Source organism: Aeromonas allosaccharophila (assembly GCF_000819685.1).
In the GTDB taxonomy this organism is placed as follows: Bacteria; Pseudomonadota; Gammaproteobacteria; order Enterobacterales; family Aeromonadaceae; genus Aeromonas; species Aeromonas allosaccharophila.
Genome location: NZ_CDBR01000020.1, coordinates 23,304 through 41,389 on the forward strand (window position 1 = coordinate 23,304; position 18,086 = coordinate 41,389).

The 18,086-nt window shown below is 56.8% G+C and carries 15 protein-coding genes; 4 read left to right on the forward strand and 11 right to left on the reverse strand.

Going from position 1 to position 18,086, the window contains the following annotated elements; genetic code table 11:
* The first annotated feature begins 86 nt into the window (after positions 1–86).
* The 3 genes from purB (at position 87) to BN1115_RS04235 (ending at position 3,350) form a co-directional block, all read left to right on the forward strand.
* Positions 87–1,457 (forward strand): adenylosuccinate lyase, encoded by a 1,371-nt coding sequence (gene purB / locus BN1115_RS04225; RefSeq protein ID WP_042656200.1) that lies wholly within the window; start codon positions 87–89, stop codon positions 1,455–1,457.
* A 165-nt stretch (positions 1,458–1,622) separates the two neighbouring features.
* Positions 1,623–2,753, forward strand: coding sequence for a ribosomal protein uL16 3-hydroxylase (locus BN1115_RS04230; RefSeq protein ID WP_042656201.1), 1,131 nt, complete (start codon positions 1,623–1,625; stop codon positions 2,751–2,753).
* A 183-nt stretch (positions 2,754–2,936) separates the two neighbouring features.
* Entirely contained in the window at positions 2,937–3,350 is a 414-nt protein-coding gene (locus BN1115_RS04235) for a hypothetical protein (protein WP_042656202.1), read from the forward strand.
* A gap of 311 nt (positions 3,351–3,661) precedes the next feature.
* Here the strand turns inward: BN1115_RS04235 and BN1115_RS04240 are convergent, their stop codons facing one another.
* The 6 genes from BN1115_RS04240 to BN1115_RS04265 form a co-directional block, all read right to left on the reverse strand.
* Positions 3,662–4,201: a GNAT family N-acetyltransferase gene (locus tag BN1115_RS04240; RefSeq protein WP_042656203.1), complete on the reverse strand. Its 540-nt coding sequence runs from the start codon at positions 4,199–4,201 to the stop codon at positions 3,662–3,664.
* A 6-nt stretch (positions 4,202–4,207) separates the two neighbouring features.
* Complete coding sequence (locus tag BN1115_RS04245) at positions 4,208–5,839, reverse strand: GNAT family N-acetyltransferase (protein ID WP_042656204.1); 1,632 nt, start codon at positions 5,837–5,839, stop codon at positions 4,208–4,210.
* Entirely contained in the window at positions 5,839–6,453 is a 615-nt protein-coding gene (locus BN1115_RS04250; protein ID WP_042656205.1) for a glutathione S-transferase family protein, read from the reverse strand. The genes BN1115_RS04245 and BN1115_RS04250 overlap by 1 nt, the downstream gene beginning before the upstream one ends.
* Positions 6,454–6,489: 36 nt before the next feature.
* Positions 6,490–7,128: a pyridoxamine 5'-phosphate oxidase gene (pdxH, locus tag BN1115_RS04255; protein ID WP_042656206.1), complete on the reverse strand. Its 639-nt coding sequence runs from the start codon at positions 7,126–7,128 to the stop codon at positions 6,490–6,492.
* 142 nt (positions 7,129–7,270) lie between these two features.
* Entirely contained in the window at positions 7,271–7,600 is a 330-nt protein-coding gene (locus BN1115_RS04260; protein WP_042656207.1) for a hypothetical protein, read from the reverse strand.
* Positions 7,597–9,594, reverse strand: coding sequence for a reprolysin-like metallopeptidase (locus tag BN1115_RS04265; protein WP_042656208.1), 1,998 nt, complete (start codon positions 9,592–9,594; stop codon positions 7,597–7,599). Before BN1115_RS04265 ends, BN1115_RS04260 begins: the two co-directional genes overlap by 4 nt.
* A 222-nt stretch (positions 9,595–9,816) precedes the next feature.
* On the opposite strand from BN1115_RS04265, the gene BN1115_RS04270 reads away from it, so the two are divergent.
* On the forward strand, positions 9,817–11,028 hold the full coding sequence (locus BN1115_RS04270; RefSeq protein WP_042656209.1) for an RsmB/NOP family class I SAM-dependent RNA methyltransferase: 1,212 nt from the start codon (positions 9,817–9,819) through the stop codon (positions 11,026–11,028).
* 80 nt (positions 11,029–11,108) lie between these two features.
* Here the strand turns inward: BN1115_RS04270 and BN1115_RS04275 are convergent, their stop codons facing one another.
* From BN1115_RS04275 to tdcB, 5 genes are all read right to left on the reverse strand, one after another.
* Positions 11,109–11,504, reverse strand: a complete 396-nt coding sequence (locus BN1115_RS04275) for a RidA family protein (protein WP_042656210.1) — start codon at positions 11,502–11,504, stop codon at positions 11,109–11,111.
* A 70-nt stretch (positions 11,505–11,574) separates the two neighbouring features.
* Positions 11,575–13,869, reverse strand: a complete 2,295-nt coding sequence (gene pflB / locus BN1115_RS04280; RefSeq protein WP_042656211.1) for a formate C-acetyltransferase — start codon at positions 13,867–13,869, stop codon at positions 11,575–11,577.
* A 44-nt stretch (positions 13,870–13,913) separates the two neighbouring features.
* Entirely contained in the window at positions 13,914–15,122 is a 1,209-nt protein-coding gene (gene tdcD / locus BN1115_RS04285) for a propionate kinase (RefSeq protein ID WP_042656212.1), read from the reverse strand.
* A 199-nt stretch (positions 15,123–15,321) separates the two neighbouring features.
* Positions 15,322–16,656, reverse strand: a complete 1,335-nt coding sequence (gene tdcC / locus BN1115_RS04290; protein ID WP_042656213.1) for a threonine/serine transporter TdcC — start codon at positions 16,654–16,656, stop codon at positions 15,322–15,324.
* Positions 16,657–16,667: 11 nt separating this feature from the next.
* Complete coding sequence (tdcB, locus tag BN1115_RS04295) at positions 16,668–17,672, reverse strand: bifunctional threonine ammonia-lyase/L-serine ammonia-lyase TdcB (protein ID WP_042656214.1); 1,005 nt, start codon at positions 17,670–17,672, stop codon at positions 16,668–16,670.
* Positions 17,673–18,086: the final 414 nt, after the last annotated feature.

Consider the following 18,086-nt stretch of genomic DNA (forward strand, 5'->3'; position numbering starts at 1 on the left):
ACAGCCGCACAACCGCCTTGATGACGACTCAGCCCCACGCGCGAGTGGATACGGATCCCCCACACAAATCATCAGGAGTTCACCCCATGGAGCTGTCCGCGCTGACTGCTGTTTCCCCGATTGACGGTCGTTATGGCGACAAGGCCGATGCCCTGCGCCCTATCTTCTCCGAATTCGGCCTGCTGCGTTTTCGCGTCGAAGTCGAGGTGCGCTGGTTGCAAAAACTGGCCAGCCACGCCGGGATCCCGGAAGTCCCTGCCCTGAGCGCGGCCGCCAACGCCCTGCTCGACGGCATCGTCAGCAACTTCAACGAGAGTGACGCCGCCCGCATCAAACAGATCGAGCGCACCACCAACCATGATGTGAAAGCGGTGGAGTACTTCCTCAAAGAGAAAGTCGAAGTGAACCCGGAGCTGGCGGCTGTCAGCGAGTTCATCCACTTCGCCTGCACCTCGGAAGACATCAACAACAACTCCCACGGTCTGATGCTGAAAACCGCCCGCGAAGAGGTCATCAAGCCTTATTGCGAGAAGCTGATTTCCGAACTCAAGCGTCTGGCCCACGAATACCGTGACATGCCGCTGCTCTCCCGCACTCACGGTCAACCTGCCACCCCGAGCACCATGGGCAAGGAGATGGCCAACGTCGCCTACCGTCTGGAGCGCCAGTTCAAGCAGATCATGGCAGTGGAGATCCTCGGCAAGATCAACGGTGCGGTCGGCAACTACAACGCCCACATCAGCGCCTATCCGGATGTGGACTGGCACCAGTTCTCCGAGGAGTTTGTGACCTCCTTGGGCCTGACCTGGAACCCCTACACCACCCAGATCGAGCCGCACGACTACATCGCCGAGCTGTTCGATGCCATGGCCCGCTTCAACACCATCCTGATCGACTTCGACCGCGATGTGTGGGGTTACATCTCGCTGGGTCACTTCAAGCAGCGCACCATCGCGGGCGAGATCGGCTCCTCCACCATGCCGCACAAGGTCAACCCCATCGACTTCGAAAACTCCGAAGGCAATCTGGGTCTGGCTAACGCCGTGTTCCAGCATCTGGCGAGCAAGCTGCCTATCTCCCGCTGGCAGCGCGACCTGACCGACTCGACCGTGCTGCGCAACCTGGGTGTGGCGGTGGGTTATTCACTGATCGCCTATCAGGCGACCCTCAAGGGCATCTCCAAGCTGGAAGCCAACAGTGATGCCATGGCCGCTGACCTGAACGCCAACTGGGAAGTGCTGGCCGAGCCGATCCAGACCGTGATGCGCCGCTACGGTATCGAGAAGCCTTACGAGAAGCTCAAAGAGCTGACCCGTGGTCGCCGCGTCGATGCCGAAGGGATGCGCACCTTTATCGACACCCTGGAGTTGCCGGAAGCGGTGAAGGTAGAGCTGAAGAAGCTGACCCCGGCCAATTACATCGGTGACGCCCAGCGTCTGGTTGATCTGCTGAAATAAGCGGATAAATGACACGACCGGGGCCCTGTGCATGATCTGCAACAGGGCCCCGGTTATTTTATGTGGCACCCTATACAGGGTTTGCAAGAGGGCTTGCCCGAGCTTGGCAGCCGCCTCTGGCAAGACATCTCCTGACCTTTGTCGAACCCTTTGACGAGAAGACCTATGTACGAACTCAATCTGGATATCGCTCACTTCCTCGAGCACTACTGGCAGAAGCGCCCGCTCCTTATCAAGGGCGGCTTCACCGACTTTCAGGATCCCATCAGCCCGGACGAGCTAGCGGGTCTGGCCATGGAAGAGGTGGTCGAGTCCCGCCTCGTCACCCGTTTCGACGGCAAGTGGGCTGCGGCCCACGGCCCCTTCGAATCCTACGACCATCTGGGCGAAGAGAACTGGACCATTCTGGTACAGGCTTGCAACCACTGGGCGCCCGAGGTGAACGAGCTGGCCGTGCCGTTCCAGTTTATCCCCGGCTGGCGACTGGACGACGTGATGGTGAGCTTCTCCACCCCCCACGCGGGTGTCGGCCCCCACATCGACCACTACGATGTATTCATCACCCAGGGCCTGGGCAAGCGTCACTGGCGGGTTGGCGATGCGCTGCCGCTCAACGAGTTTGCCGCCCATGCCGCCCTGCTGCACTGCGAGCCGTTCGAGGCGATCATCGACGTCATCATGGAGCCGGGCGATATCCTCTACATTCCGCCCGGATTCCCCCACGAAGGCTACGCCATCGAGCCCTCCATGAACTTCTCGGTGGGCTTCCGCGCACCGGATGCCAAGGCACTTATCTCCTCCTTTGCCGATCACCTGATCGACAATGAGGTGCGTACCGAGCGTTACAGCGATCCGGACCTCAAGCCCCGTGCCCGTCACGGCGAGATCCAGCCCCACGAGCTGCACCGTCTGCGTGAGCTGATGCAGCAGGCGCTCGATGACGAGACCCTGTTCAAGGAGTGGTTCGGCACAATGATCTCCGAGGCCAAGCACGATCTGGATGTCAATCCGGTCGAGCCGGACTATAGCGCCGAAGAGGTTGCCGACCTGCTGACCCAGGGCGAACCCGCCATCAAGGTGCCGGGTCTGCGCAGCGTCTGGTTCAGCGGCGATAGCCAGCAGTGCTATATCGACGGCGAAGCCTGGACCCTGCAGAGTGAAGACGCGGCCGCCATTTCGCTGCTGTGTGACAAGGACATCATCACTCAGGCCGACATGGTGGAGCTGGCCGATCAGGCCGGTTTCCTGCAACTGCTGACCCGTCTGGTCAACCGCGGTTACTGGTTCTTCAACTGATCCTGCTGTAACTGAACGATAAAAAGGCGCCTTATGGCGCCTTTTTAATGGCTCCGCAGCTGCTCGATTAACAATCGATTCGCGAAGCTGAACCCACTCTTGATGAACCGGTAAGTGGTGCTTTCTTGAGCTAACATGGATGAGTATCATGCATCGGTTCCTGTTCAGAAGAGAAGCGCCACCATGCAGATCACCTCCCAGCCCATGCCACTGCCCGATTACGGCAAATACCCCTCCTATCCCGCTGTCACGCCCGAGCAGGTCAATCAGGCCCGTAACGAAGCGCTGGTCAAGAAGGATGAATTGCAGGCGCAAAGCGAGGAGAAGGCAACGGCTCGCAGGACCATGGCGGTCTCTTATACGGCCAACCAGCAGGATAAAGCCGTGGTGGAGCGCTACCTGGAAGCCAGTGGTCAGGAGACCGACAGCAAGTCGGGCCCGAGCACTGCTGAAGTGTATCAGGCGGCGAATCGCTACCAGCGCCAACAGAATCTGAGCGACTACATGCAATTCCAGCAGAGCCCGCTCGCCCAGCAGATGGGTGACATGGTGGGCGAAGATAATCGCAAGGGCACCCAGCTCGACATTATCGCCTGAGTGAACTGCTCGAATAAGCCCGGCAGGGACCGATATAAACTGAAAAAGCCCTCGATGAGGCAATGCTGTTCAGATAAGCACATTTTTGACTAATTATTCATAAATGCGACTTGAGTTGGGGGAGCAAGGCTGTTTCCAGTCGATGTTCCTTCAGCCTTTATCCAGCGTGGCTTGCAATAGAAAGAGGGAGGCATCATGCCTCCCTCATTTTTTAGCCCTGATACTACGTGGACTGGAACTCAAATTCTCTTAAGTGAACAGCATTGCTCGATGAGGGCTTTTTCGTTATGACTTGTCGCTGCGACTGTTCGCTATAGATGGGCCTCTTCTGCCTGCGCATCCGGCAACTCGTCGGGGAGTTCATCAAACAGCGGGTGATAGAGCACCTCACCCCGCACTCCCGCAAAACCGCTTTCCTGCAGCTCCATCGCCATAAAGCAGTCGGCAGGCACCTCATAGATGCAGTGCAGGCCAAACTCGCTGGCCGGGCGGAAACCGAAACGGCTGTAGTAGACCGGATCCCCGAGTACCACCACCCCTTTCCAGTCCATCTCGAGCGCCGTATCAAGCCCTTCACGGATGAGATCAGAGCCAATCCCCTGGCCTTGCCAGTCGGGATGAACCGCGACCGGCGCCAGACCGAGCCAGGGCCCTTCCATGCCGTTAATGGTGATCGGGCTTAGCATCAGGTGCCCCATGAACTCGTACTCTTCCTCTTCGACCATGGTTACCACGGCAGCGCCACATTCGCGCAGGCGGTTGACCAGTTCGGCCTCATCGGAACGACCGAAGGCGGCACTCAGCAGCTCATAAACCGGCAGCATGTCACCGGGGCGCTCGGTTCTCAACATCTGGTATTACTCCTCGTACAGCAGAGCAGGCATTATTCCACATAACGGCTGGTCACTCTGAGTACCTTTGTCCAAAAATGGGAGGGTGCACTCAGGAAAACGAGCTGCAAACTGCTGCTGCAAGGCTGACAGCGTAGCCGGGGTGACCCGGTTTATCACCTCGCAGTAGACCAGCCAGAGGGCGGGAACCTCCTTCGCCAACCGCGCGAAGGTCAATTCGGGCGCTTGATACCAGCAGCCATCCAGCTCGTCGACCAGCTCCGGCAGCTCCACCAGCAGCCGTAACTGCTGATAACGTATCTGCGGCGAGTCACCCTGTTCCTCCAGCGCCTGCGCCATCAATTGGTTGAACCAGTGGAGCCGTGATGCACGATCCTCGCGGCTGAGCAGTTCGGGCCCCTGGCGCTGCAGCGCAGCCAGTTGCAGCAGCCATGCCAGCCCCTGTTCATCCCTGTCTTTCAGCAACACACCACCAAGATGGGACATCTGCTCCGGTTCAGCCTGCTCCAGCAGATCAACAGGGTAACAGCGCAGCGCCAGCGCCCCCTCAAGATGCGGCGAACAGCAGGGCTCCTCCCCCGTTCCGGTCTCATCCACAAAGAGCGAGATGGCCAGCTTGCCGTTGGCTGCCTGCCGATTGCTCGTTGCGGGATCCCACAGGATCACCACGGCGATCCGCTCATCAGCAAGCCAGCGGGCAATTTCCTCGGACAAGGAATTGGGCAAGGAGGGAGCGCGATCCAGCCGCCAGTAGCTCACCTCGCACGGTTGACGACCGCTGAGCTGGCGCCGCCCGCGATAGTGCATCCCCAGTTTGGCCATCACCCGGCCGGAGGCTAAATTGTCCGGCATATGGCGAGCCGTCAGCGCTGGCAGTTGCAGTTGGTCAAAAGCGAACCACTTGACCAAGCGTGCCGCCCGGGTGGCCAGACCGCGATTCTGCCAGGGCACACCCACCCACCAGGCCAGCTCGCCATTCCAGTGCAGGGAGATCACCCCGACCAGCGCCGCACCTTGCTCCTCTGGCAAGGTGATGGCCCAGCTCCAGCCAAGCCCAAGCGCCGCCTTGCGCCAGCTGAGGGCCAGCCAGTCGCGGGCCCCCTCCGGCGGATAGGGATGAGGAATATTGAGGGTGTAGCGGGCCAGCGCCTCGTCGCTGCAGTAGCGTACTATCTCGCGGTCATCGGCCGCCTGCAGTGGTCGCAGCGCGACGCCTGATAGCGGATGATCCTCAACCAGGGTCGGCACCGTCACGCGGCGCGCCAGCAGACGATTGAGCATGGCGCCCAAATCGGCCTCGGGGGTGAGCTGCAGGTCAGCCCCCACCGGGCCAAGGGTCAGCAGCCCCTGCTCCCTGGCGAGGGTCAGCAGCGAGGTAGAGGCACTGATCAGGATCTGGCTGCTGGGATCAATATGAAAATCCGCCAGCAGATCGCCATCGAGCCAGGCGGCCAGCAGGGCACCCGGGCAGAGCACCCCGTCAGGGGGACAACTCGCCCAGGGAGCATCGCTTTGATCGAGGGAGGACGCCGCCTCTTTGCCCAGCAGCAGTTGCCAGCGATGGCCTCGCTGCTGCCAGTGCCGCAACAGCGCAGCCCACTGCGGTTGCCACAGAGTCGCCTCGATCAGCAGTTCCATCAGCTGGCCTGACAGGCCGCAGGCAGTGTCAGGTGGCGGGGATGGGCTTCGATACGGGCGATCCAGTCACGAATGGCCGGCCACCCCTGCAAGGAGAAGATCCCCTCCTCTGCCACGTGGGTGTAGGCATAAAGGGCGATATCGGCGATGGTCGGGGCATCGCCGCACAGGTAGGGACTCTGTTTCAGTTGCTGCTCCATTACTGCCAGCGCCTTCTCGCCACCGGCTTTCAGCCCATCGAGCCGCGCCTCCTGCGACTCGGGGCGGCCGAGATAGTGAACGATAAAGCGGGCCACCGCGATATAGGGCTCATGACTGTACTGCTCGAAAAACATCCATTTGAGCACCTCGGCCTGCTGGCGCGGATCGGTGGGCCACAAGGCGCTGCCTTGCGCCAGATAGAAGAGGATGGCATTGGATTCCGCCAACGCATCGCCCTGGTCCATCTCCAGCACCGGGATCTTGCCGTTGGGGTTCATGGCCAAAAACGCGGGGGTACGGGTATCCCCCGCCTGAATATCGACCTCTACCCACTCAAGGGGCAGATCCAGCCAGCGGGCCAGCAGCCACACCTTGTAGCAGTTGCCGGAACGCAGATCACCATACAGACGCATACACACTCCTTGTGAAAACGGATTTGAACAGCGCGATCAGGGGGCCAGACGCTCGATATGCCAGCCATCCCCTTCGCGGGTGTAGTAGAAACGGTCGTGCAGCCGGTGTTCGCCACCCTGCCAGAATTCCACCGTTTCGATCACCACCCGGAATCCCCCCCAGAAGCTCGGCAGCGGCACTTCGCCATTGGCAAACTTCTGCTTGAGCTCGAGGAACTTGGCCTCCAGCACGCCGCGGGCCGAGATGCGGGTCGACTGCTTGGAGACCCAGGCAGCGATCTGGCTATCCTTGGGACGGCTGTGGAAATACTTCATCACCTCGAAGGTGCTCATCTTCTCCACCCGGCCAGTCACATGAACCTGTCTGTCCAGCGTGTGCCAGGGGAAAAGCAGGCTGATACGGGGGTTGCCTTCCAGCTGCTGCGCTTTGCGGCTGCCCATGTTGGTGTAAAAGACCATCCCCTGGGCGTCGTAGTGCTTGAGCAACACGGTGCGCTGCCAGGGCTGACCCTCGGCATCCACGGTCGCCACCACCATGGCAGTGGGATCGGTCAGTTTGGCCTCACAAGCCTGCGCCAACCACTTCTCGAACAGCGCCAATGGCTCGGCCGGCAGATCGGCCCGGTGCAGCCCGCCACGGGAGTATTCACGGCGCAGATCAGCAACATCCATCATCTTGATTTTCCTTCAAATAAATAATGGTTCCACGACCATCAAGAGAGTGACGCAGGCATTGTGCTCCGCCCGTCTGCCAGTGACAAGCCATAACGCAGCGGGGAGGCTACTGCCTCCCCGCTGTTGATTCACGACATGGTCATCACTGGTTAGAAACTGTTGATTTCAGTGGGCAGTGCGTCACCATGAGCAGGTTATACTCGCTGGCATAACCGCTCAGCCTGGCATGTACCTCTTTCTGCTCGGGTCTGATCACATCACCCAACCCATCCAGATAACGCACGCCGCAGCGAGCCTTGGCCTCTGCCTGCTGCTCGGCTGCAATACCGGGGGCGAACTCTCCCCGCCCGGCTATCACTATCAGGCGATAATCCTGCCTGGCGAGGTTTGCACTCAGCTCCTGTTCCAGCGTGCTGGCATCGGCCTGACAGCCACCTAGCATCGCAAGCAGCAACAGGGGGACTCCCCTCATGTGCGCCTCCGTTGCCAGCCGAGCAGCGCCAGTGCCAGCGTCCACAATCCGAGCGACCCACCACCGCCACCTGAATTAGAGCCACCTTGCACCAAAGGCAGTTTGAGGGGGCTGATGGCAAAGAAGATGTTGTCGCTGCAAGCCACTTTCAGCCTGACGCTGCTGGTGAGATTGGCGGGCAGCGTCACCGTTACAGCGCCATTGTTGGGCTGACCGGCCGCCAGGGTTGTCCAGCTCGCACCCTCATCCTGGGTCACCGAGATGTCCACCTTGCTGCAACTGATGGGTGCCACCGTGGTGCCAGCCACATCCCATGCAATGGACTGACTGCCCCCCGGCGTGAGGGTGACCCCGGAAAGTGGGCTGGTGATGCGAAATGCCGCGCCGGTATTGATCACCTGCACTTTCATGTCATCGCTGGCAACGCCACCATGACCATCGCGCACCGTCAGTCTGAAATTGAGATCCCGATTGGTGGTCGGCCAAGCTTCACCTTTGGCTAAAGTACCGGAGAGCAACGATGGCAAGCTTGGCAGGATCCGCTCCGGCGATTTCGTTGGAGAAACAAAACGGAAGATCGGCCTGAAACCATCATCAACCATGGTTGCGACACTGCTCGATTCGTTGCCCAGATCGATCTGCTCCCAGTTGTAGAGCAAAGTATCGCCGTCCAGATCTGCACCCGACCCCTTCAGGGCAAATGGCGTATTGGCCGGGATCACATAATCGCTACCGGCGGCAGCCTGCGGGGCATTATTGCTCAACGGGAGTGTGGTTCCGCAAGTCGATACGGTCGCCATGTGCGCACGCATCTGCTTGATGGATTTGCTGTGAAAATAGGGATCGCTGTGCGGCTGGATATTCTCCTCACCGCAGATGCCGGCATAGGCCATGATGGAGCTGCCACTGCCCGGCTCCCAAGCTTGCTCCTCAGCACGGTTACCCGCACCACAATTGCCGGTCGTACCGTTGAAGGTATGTTCGGCACCAAACTGGTGGCCAATTTCATGGGCCACATAGTCAATAAAGAAAGCATCACCTACAGGTTCTTTTGAACCCGTCATACCAGATGACTTGGCGCCATAGGCGTAATAGGGTGGCATGGCATCAACACATAACACCCCCAACCCCGCCAAGCCTCCGCCACCGGTGTTGAGCACATGGCCGATATCAAATGCCCCCAAATCCCCATCAGCAAAGGCCTGCGCCTGTACATCGACGTTGTGATCCGCATCCGCATCGGTGTTATCAAAGGGATCACTGGCAGGATCGCTAAAAATCACACTGTCATTACCGCTGGCCAGCACGAACTCGGCCCCCACGTCGCGCTGATAGACTTCGTTCACCCGGTTGAGCAGGGTAGTGATGGCCGCCAGGGCCAGCACCTTGGAGCCACCGTGATATCGGGTGTACTCACCGGCTGCCGAGATAGCGATGGTGTAACGCTTGCGCGCATTACCATCAACCTGCACTTTGCGCACCAGTTTGCTGACACCCGGCCCGATTACCTTGTCAGCATCCTCTTCCAGACGACTATGGGCATCCTTCTGGTAATAGACGGCATACCCTTCGGCATTGCGCAGCGGATCAACAAACACCATCTGGCCCTGATGGCTGAACATGGCGTGGAAACCCTGCGGCCCCAGATCGAAGCGCCCGGTATCGACCGGATGTGCCGGGTTGTAACCCTTGAAGGTACGGATCTGCGGATACTTGACTGCAAGGTCTGCGGGCAGCACGTCGTAGGCTTCCAGCGCAAAGGTGACCTCCCCCCCATCGGGCAGCGGCAGGGTCAGCTCACTCGCCCCGGCTTGCAGTCCGGCAAAATAGTCGAGCGGCACCTTGGCAACCCGAAACTGATGGGCCCGCACCTCATAACCTTCGTCTGCTGTTGCTCTGGCGGCCACCGTGCCCCATTCGCTGGCCATCAGGCTGGTGGAGCCCAGCATGCTGGCCATCAGCAAGGCCACCGTAGAGTATTTCGTCACATGCATTGTTTTTAGTCCTTGTATTAATGCAATCGCCTGAATTGCGGCCTGTACTTTATTTTTATTCGGCCACATCAATACAAAGCTGAAGCAACCCTTTCCACCATTCCCGAGTGGGAGTGTTGCGCCAACCCCGTCTAACCCCTATCATTGCGCGGATTTGTCAATTTTAGAACTGCCCCTCTTCACAAAGGTGCGGTTCATCTTTATCTGGCCAAGGTTAATCTCATGCTCAAATCCCCACTGTTGCCCCGTTTCGGGGATCTGGTCGTTGCCATTGTTGACGATGTACTCGGTCAGGGTCTTACCCTCGACCGCGCTTATGCCCGTCACTTCTCCGGCATCGAACTCAAACCGCAAGAACAGGCAAGGATTGCCCTGGTCACCGGCGACCTGCTGCGTCGTCTCAGCCTCTATTGCTTCCTGACCGGCATTCAGGTCCGTCAGGCCGAGAAGAATGTCTGGCCGCTGCTGCACAGCTGGCACGCCTTCCACAAAATCGCCCAGCCCAACAACCCGACCCTGGATCGCTTCAATGAAGAGGCATTCCGTCGTCGCCTGACCGAGGCGAAGAAGAACCCGGTATTGATGGATGGTTGCCCGAGCTGGCTGGAGAAACTGGGCAACGAGCAGCTGGGTGAAGCCTGGCCTGCCGAACGTGCCGCCCTGGCCTGGATGCCCAAGCGCTACCTGCGGGTCAACACCCTCAAGTGCACCCGTGATGAGCTGCAAGCCATTCTGGCCAAAGAGCATGTCACCACCATTCCGGTTGAAGGGGTGGAGACTGCCCTGCAGGTCACCTCGGACGCAGCCCTGTTCCGCACCAAGGCCTTTGCCGATGGCTGCTTCGAACAGCAGGATGCCGGCTCCCAGCTGGTTGCTGCGGCGCTGGAAGTCACCCCGGGCATGCGCGTCATCGACGCCTGCGCTGGTGCCGGTGGCAAGACCCTGCACATCGCCGCCATGATGCAGGGCAAAGGCCGTCTGCTGGCAATGGATGTGGAAGAGTGGAAGCTGGAGAACCTCAAGCAGCGCGCCCGTCGCGCCGGCGCCCACAACGTGGAAACCCGGGTCATCACCAGCAGCAAGACCGTCAAGCGCCTCAAAGAGAGCGCAGACCGCGTACTGCTGGACGTGCCCTGCTCCGGTCTGGGCGTACTCAAGCGCAATCCGGATGCCAAGTGGCGTGATACCGCCGAGCGTCTGCCGGTGCTGGTCGCACTGCAAGAAGAGATCCTGCAGCGTTACAGCCAGATGGTGAAGGTGGGCGGTCTGCTGGTCTATGCAACCTGCTCCATCCTGCCGCAGGAGAACCGCCAGCAGGTGGACAAGTTCCTCGCGGCCAACGAGAACTTCCGTCTGCGTGACGATCACACCGTGAGCCCGTCCGAGACCGGCTTCGACGGCTTCTACATGGCTCGTATCGAACGGATCGCCTGATCTGCCCGATGACCAGATAGAAAAAGCGGCTGCCATTGGCAGCCGCTTTGTTTTGACTTGCTGACACACTCCCGATGGGGTTACAGCGCAGCAATCGCCTCAATCTCGATCTTCACATCCTTCGGCAAGCGGGCTACTTCCACACAGGATCGCGCCGGATACATGGCATCGTGCTCGGTGAAAAAGTCGTTGTAGACCTGATTCACCGCAGCAAAGTCGTTCAGATCCGAGACAAACACCGTGGTCTTGATGATGTTGCGCACCTGACCGCCCGCTGCCTCGACAATTGCCTGAACGTTTTGCAGCGAACGCAAGGTCTGCGCCTCGATGCTCTCCGGGATCTCGTCGCTCACCGGATCCAGCGGGATTTGGCCCGAGGTGTAGATCATGTTGCCGGTCACGCTGCTTAAGGTAACGCCCTGCACATAGGGGCCGATGGCACCCGGTGCCGCTTTGGTACTGATAACCTGTCGCATCTTTAGCTTTCTCCTTGATTTCATATAAGTGGTCAGCCCGGAGCAAACCCGCTCACTCCGGGCACATCAATCAGATCATGTTGGTGAAGGTTCTGGAGATGACATCCTGCTGCTGCTCGCGGGTCAGGGCGTTGAAGCGCACCGCATAACCGGAGACCCGGATGGTCAGACTGGGGTACTTGTCCGGATTCTCGATGGCATCCAGCAGCATCTCGCGGTTCATCACGTTGACGTTGAGGTGCTGACCTCCTTCCACATCCCGCTCGTGATGGAAGTAGCCATCCATCAGCCCCACCAGATTGTTCTCGCGATTGGCGGGCTCCTTGCCGAGCGCCCCCGGCACGATGGAGAAGGTGTAGGAGATCCCGTCCTTGGCATATTTGAACGGCAACTTGGCCACCGAGGCGAGCGAAGCGACCGCCCCTTTGCGATCCCGACCGTGCATAGGATTAGCCCCCGGCGCAAACGGCGCACCGGCGCGGCGGCCATCCGGGGTATTGCCGGTCTTCTGGCCATAGACCACGTTGGAGGTGATGGTCAGGATCGACTGGGTCGGCACCGCATTGCGGTAGGTCGGCAGCGCCTGGATCTTCTTCATAAAACGCTCGACCAGATCGCTGGCGATGGAGTCGGCCCGCTCGTCGTTGTTGCCGTACTGGGGATACTCCCCCTCAATCACGAAATCGACCGCCAACCCGTCCGCATCGCGCACTGGCTTGACCCTGGCGTACTTGATGGCCGCCAGCGAATCGACCGCCACCGACAGACCGGCAATGCCGCAGGCCATGGTGCGATAAACGTCGCGATCGTGCAGCGCCATCAGCGAGGCCTCGTAGCTGTACTTGTCGTGCATATAGTGGATAAGGTTGAGCGCGCTGATGTACTGCACCGCCAGCCAATCCATAAAGCTGTCGAGGCTGGCCATGACGGTCTCGTAATCCAGCACCTCGTCCATGATGGGCGCCACTTTCGGGCCAACCTGGATCTTCAGCTTCTCGTCCACCCCACCGTTGATGCAATAGAGCAGGGTCTTGGCGAGGTTGGCGCGGGCACCGAAGAACTGCATCTGCTTGCCAATCACCATGGGGCTCACGCAGCAGGCGATGGCGTAGTCATCGCTCTCGAAGTCGGTGCGCATCAGGTCATCGTTCTCATACTGCAGGGATGAGGTATCGATGGAGACGCGGGCCGCATAGGTCTTGAAGGCACGTGGCAACCCTTCCGCCCAGAGGATGGTGAGGTTGGGCTCGGGCGCAGGCCCCATGGTCTTGAGGGTATGGAGGTAACGGAAAGAGTTCCTGGTCACCAGCGTGCGACCATCCAGCCCCATGCCACCGATCACCTCGGTGGCCCAAATGGGGTCGCCGGAGAAGAGGGAGTCAAACTCGGGGGTACGCAGGAAGCGCACCATGCGGATCTTCATGATGAAGTGATCGACCAGCTCCTGGGCATCCTGCTCGCTGATGAGCCCCGCCTTCAGATCCCGCTCGATATAGATGTCGAGGAAGGTGGCGGTGCGACCGAGGGACATGGCCCCACCATTTTGCGACTTCACCGCCGCCAGATAGGCAAAGTAGAGCCACTGCACCGCCTGCTGGGCGGTGCGGGCCGGGGCGGAAATATCACAGCCGTAGCTCGCCGCCATCTGCTTGATCTGCACCAGTGCCCGCTTGTGCTCTGCCAGCTCCTCGCGCTGACGGATCACCTGCTCCAGATTCTCGCCACGTTCGAGGGCCGGTTGCAGATCGGCAAACTGCAGCTCCCGCTCACGGATAAGATAATCTATGCCATAGAGTGCAACCCGACGATTATCTCCGATAATGCGACCGCGGCCATAACCGTCCGGCAAACCGGTCAAAATTCCCGATTTTCGGCAGCGCAGCATCTCGGGGGAATAAACATCAAATACACCCTGATTGTGGGTTTTGCGCAATTCGCTGAAGGTATATTCAAATTCGGGATCCATCTCCCGACCATATGCCTCAAAAGAGCTTCTGATCATATTTACACCACCAAACGGGTGCAGCGCTCTTTTTAGTGGCTTGTCGGTTTGCAGACCAACGATCTTTTCCAGCCCCTGTTCGATATAACCGGGTCCGTGGGCAGTAATGGTCGTGGCAATATTGGTATCAAAATCGACCGGCGCATGGGTCGCATTCTCGATGCGGATCCCATCCATCACCTTATTCCACAAGGTAGTGGTCGCCTCGGTGGCATCGGCCAGAAACTGTTCATCGCCTTCATACGGGGTATAGTTTTGCTGAATGAAATCACGAACATTGATTTCATGTTTCCAGTTTTCACCGGCAAAACCTTGCCACGCCTGGATATAACTATCCTGCTCCAATTGCACATCAATTTTCATTCAATAAACCTCGTTCACGATTCATGACATTACAGTTGAAATATTCAGACACACTCGGCCTGACGGATCTCTTGACCCAGGCGAATGGCATCCAGCGCAATCATTTTTTCTTCATTGGTCGGAATGACGGCAGCAAATATTGCCGAAGCGGATGCAGAAATAATCCGGCATCCCATGGCATTCGGTTGTTTATTCAACGCCTCGCTCATGGCGATGCCAAATACCTGCAACCGTTCGCACACTAGTTTTCTGATAAACGTGGAGTTCTCGCCAATACCGCCGGTAAAAATAACGGCATCCAGTCGGCGCAATGAGGTGGCATGACCGCCAATATGGCGGGCAATACGGTGGACAAAGGCGTGGATCGCCAGTTTCGCCCCAGGGTGCCCTTCGTGATAAGCCGCCTCCAGTACGCGCATATCGGAAGAGAGGCCGGAAATACCGAGCAAACCGGAGTGCTTATTCAATATCCGCTCGATATCCTCGATGGATTGCCCGGTCTTGCTGGCGATATAGGCCAGCGCACCAAAGTCGATATCACCGCTGCGACTGCCCATAATCAGCCCCTCCAGCGGCGTCATCCCCATCGAGGTATCGACGCTCTTGCCATCCTGCACCGCGCAAATAGAGGCGCCATTACCGAGATGAGCGATGACCAGACCGGCATCGTTGCCATTCAACCCAAGGAAGGAGACCGCCTGCTCGGCGACATAGCGATGAGAGGTGCCATGGAAGCCATAACGGCGCACACCGTAATCCTGCAAATATTGATAAGGCAGCCCATAGATATAAGCTTCCGGCTTCAAAGTCTGGTGAAAGCCGGTATCAAATACCGCAATTTGGGGTTGTGTCGGAAATAGCTGACGAGCCGCCATCACACCGCTCAGATTGGCGTGATTGTGCAGGGGTGCCAAGGGTGACACCTGCTTTATTTTGGCCAAGACATGTTCATCAATGATCACAGCTTCGCTAAATTCACTGCCACCATGCGCAATCCGATGACCAACCAGCACAATCGCATCCAGCAGATCCCGTTTTTTCAATTCCGTCGCAATGGCAGTCAATGCACAGGTGTGGTTATTTTCAGGTAATGACATCGCGGGCTCTTTACCCACTTGCAATTGGGGATGGGCCGTCTCAATACCATCCGCCATACCGGATATCACCACCTCACAGGATTGACTCTCCAGTACCGAGAATTTGACCGATGAGGAGCCACAATTGATAACCAGAACCAACGAATCAAACTTCATTACATCGCCTCGAGATTAATAGTGTCGAGTCACTGCAGTCAGGGCATTTCGCCATAAACAGAGAGTCAAAAAACGGCAAGCCTTACCCAGGGCCCACATAATTGTGGCCAACGAAGAACCGGTTATTGCTCATGTCTGACTGCACCATCCAGACCCCGCCAAGGGGGCCTGAATGGTTGATGACTTGCAGAAAAGGTTTTCAGAACAGCTTGGAAACAATATTCAGGATGGTCAGCACACCGATGATGGTGACAAACAGGTTGCTGGCCTGACCTTTATATTTTGCCAGTGCCGGTGTCTTGCTCACTGCATACATCGGCAGCAGGCAGAGCAGAGAGGCGATAATGGGCGCACCCATTGCTTCAATCAGGTCAAGGATGTTGGGGTTGACATAGGCGACCAGCCAAGTGGAACCCATGATGAACAACATACTGATCATGTTCAGCTTTTTCAAAGAGACCTTGTTCTTGTCACCTTGATAGCCAAAGCGGAGGATCAGGCCGTTCAGCCCTTCCAGCGTCCCCAGATAGTGGCCGAAGAAGGATTTGAAGATGGCAACCAGCGCAATAATGGACGCCGCATACTCCAGCGTGGTGGCAAACGCAGACTTGCTGCCAGTCATCGAGGAGAAGTGGTTCGCCAGATAGGAGAGCACCGGAATATTCTGGGCTTTGGCCTCTGCCATATTTTGCGGCGACAGGGTAAACAGGCAGCTGAAGGCGAAGAACATCACCACGGCAACCATCAACATGCTGGCACCGGAGATGATTTTGGAGCAGCGCTTCTCGGTAAAATCGCGACCGAACTCGTGCTCATACTCTTCCCGTTTGGAAACAATGAAAGAGGAGACAATCGGCGAGAAGTTGAAGGAGAATACCATGATAGAGATGCCAAGCCAGACGGTAACCAGAATACCATCGTGACCAAACATGGATATTTCACTCAGATTGACCTGGTCAAATACCGCACTGTTCCAGTAAGGCACCAGCGACAGGGAGATGATGATCAGGCTGGCGATAAAGGGAAACACCAGATAACTCATTACCTTGACCATCAGATCTTTACCGAAGTAGATCACAAAGGCCATCAACAGCAGAAGCCCAAGAGCAACAACACCCCGATTGAGCGGAACCAGTTGCAGTTGATGTTCCCAGAACGCCATAAAGGTATTGGTAATGGTGACCCCATATATCCAGAGCAAGGGGCAGATGGCAAAGAAGTAGAGGAAGGTAATGACCACACCACCCATCTTGCCGAAATGCTCTTCGACAGTTTCGGTGATATTGGCGGAAGGGTTACTGCCGGAGAGGCATAATCTGGCAAGAGCCCGGTGACAATAGAATGCGATAGGATAGGCCAATATCATCATAATCAATATCGGGATCAAACCACCATATCCGGCCCGGATCGGGAAAAATAGTACTCCGGCACCAATTGCCGTACCGAACAGACCCAACCCCCAAGTGGTATCAGATTTACGCCAGGCACGCGTATTCTCTTTACTATTACTGGTCGCAACACTGTCTAATATCATGACTGCATTCCTTACAGGCTAAATTGACGAATATTGTTCTGTTCGATAATTTCAGCAATTCGGGTCAGATCGATGTTGCCACCAGAAATAATGCTGACTGTCTTTTTACCTTCTACATAATGCTTCAGCTTGCCGCTGAGCAGTGCTGCAGAGGCAAGTGCACCCGCTCCTTCCGTAATTATTTTATTACGCTGGATCATGTCGACCATGCTGTGACGAATATCGTCCTCGGTAACCAGCACAATATCGTCCACCAATTGCTTGACGATTTCGAAAGTCAGCGAACCGGGTCTTGCCACATCACAACCATCTGCCAACGTGCTGCTGGTTCTGTGATTGGTCATGGTACCGGCATAGAAAGAGGCCGCCATGCCGTGCACATTTTCGGATTGCACACCGATGACCTTGATGGTCGGATTGATGGACTTGATAGCCATGGCAACGCCAGCAATCAAACCACCGCCACCAATCGGCACTATGATATTATCGACATCATATAAATCTTCGATAATTTCCAGACCAATCGTTCCCTGGCCAGCAATCACTTTTTCGTCATCGAAGGGAGGAATAAATACCCGACCTTCCATTTCAACTATTTCACTGACTTTGGCAATGGTATCGTTGAAGCTATTACCGTGGAGGATAACTTCCGCTGAATAATCACTGGTTGCGGCAATTTTAGATTTGGGGGCGCAGCAGGGCATGACCACCTTGGCATCGATGCCGAGCATGGCACTGGAGAGTGATACACCTTGGGCATGGTTGCCGGCCGAGCAGGCGACAACACCTTTTTGTCGGTCTTCAAGACTTAATGAACTGAGTTTGTTAAAGGCACCACGGATTTTAAACGATCCGGTACGTTGCATGTTTTCCAGCTTGAGGTAAACCTCGCCATGACAACGTTCGCTGATGTAATTTGAGGGTAGTTGCGCGGTCTTGTATATATGATTGGTCAGTCTTTTTTTGGCTTCAGTAATATCATGAAGACCAATGGGCAGATTGCTATACATCTTCATCGCAAATCTCTTTTTATTTATTAATTTGTAGTGTTTTATTTCACTAAGCGCAGCGATACTAGGTTTTATCATCAGCAATTAATGTGAGCATCAACACAAAAAAACATGTAAAGAGACTAGCTCATTGTGAAATTATCAAAAAATGTGACAACGCAACACTCGAATCCCAATGGATTAGAAAATATAATCAAGCACACTGAAATTATATAATTAACAACTACAAAACAAAGCATTAAAAATTAGATTTATTAATGCAAAAACTGCTCTATCCTTCCGCTCCCTATGAGCACAGATCTCCTGCTCGCGATGTTTGCACCGCTCGGGTAGTTGGCAAATAAAAAAGGGAGCCGTGATGGCTAATGCCAGTCAGTTAGGCCTGACTGGCATTGTTTTTATTGGCTTTTTTCACACTAT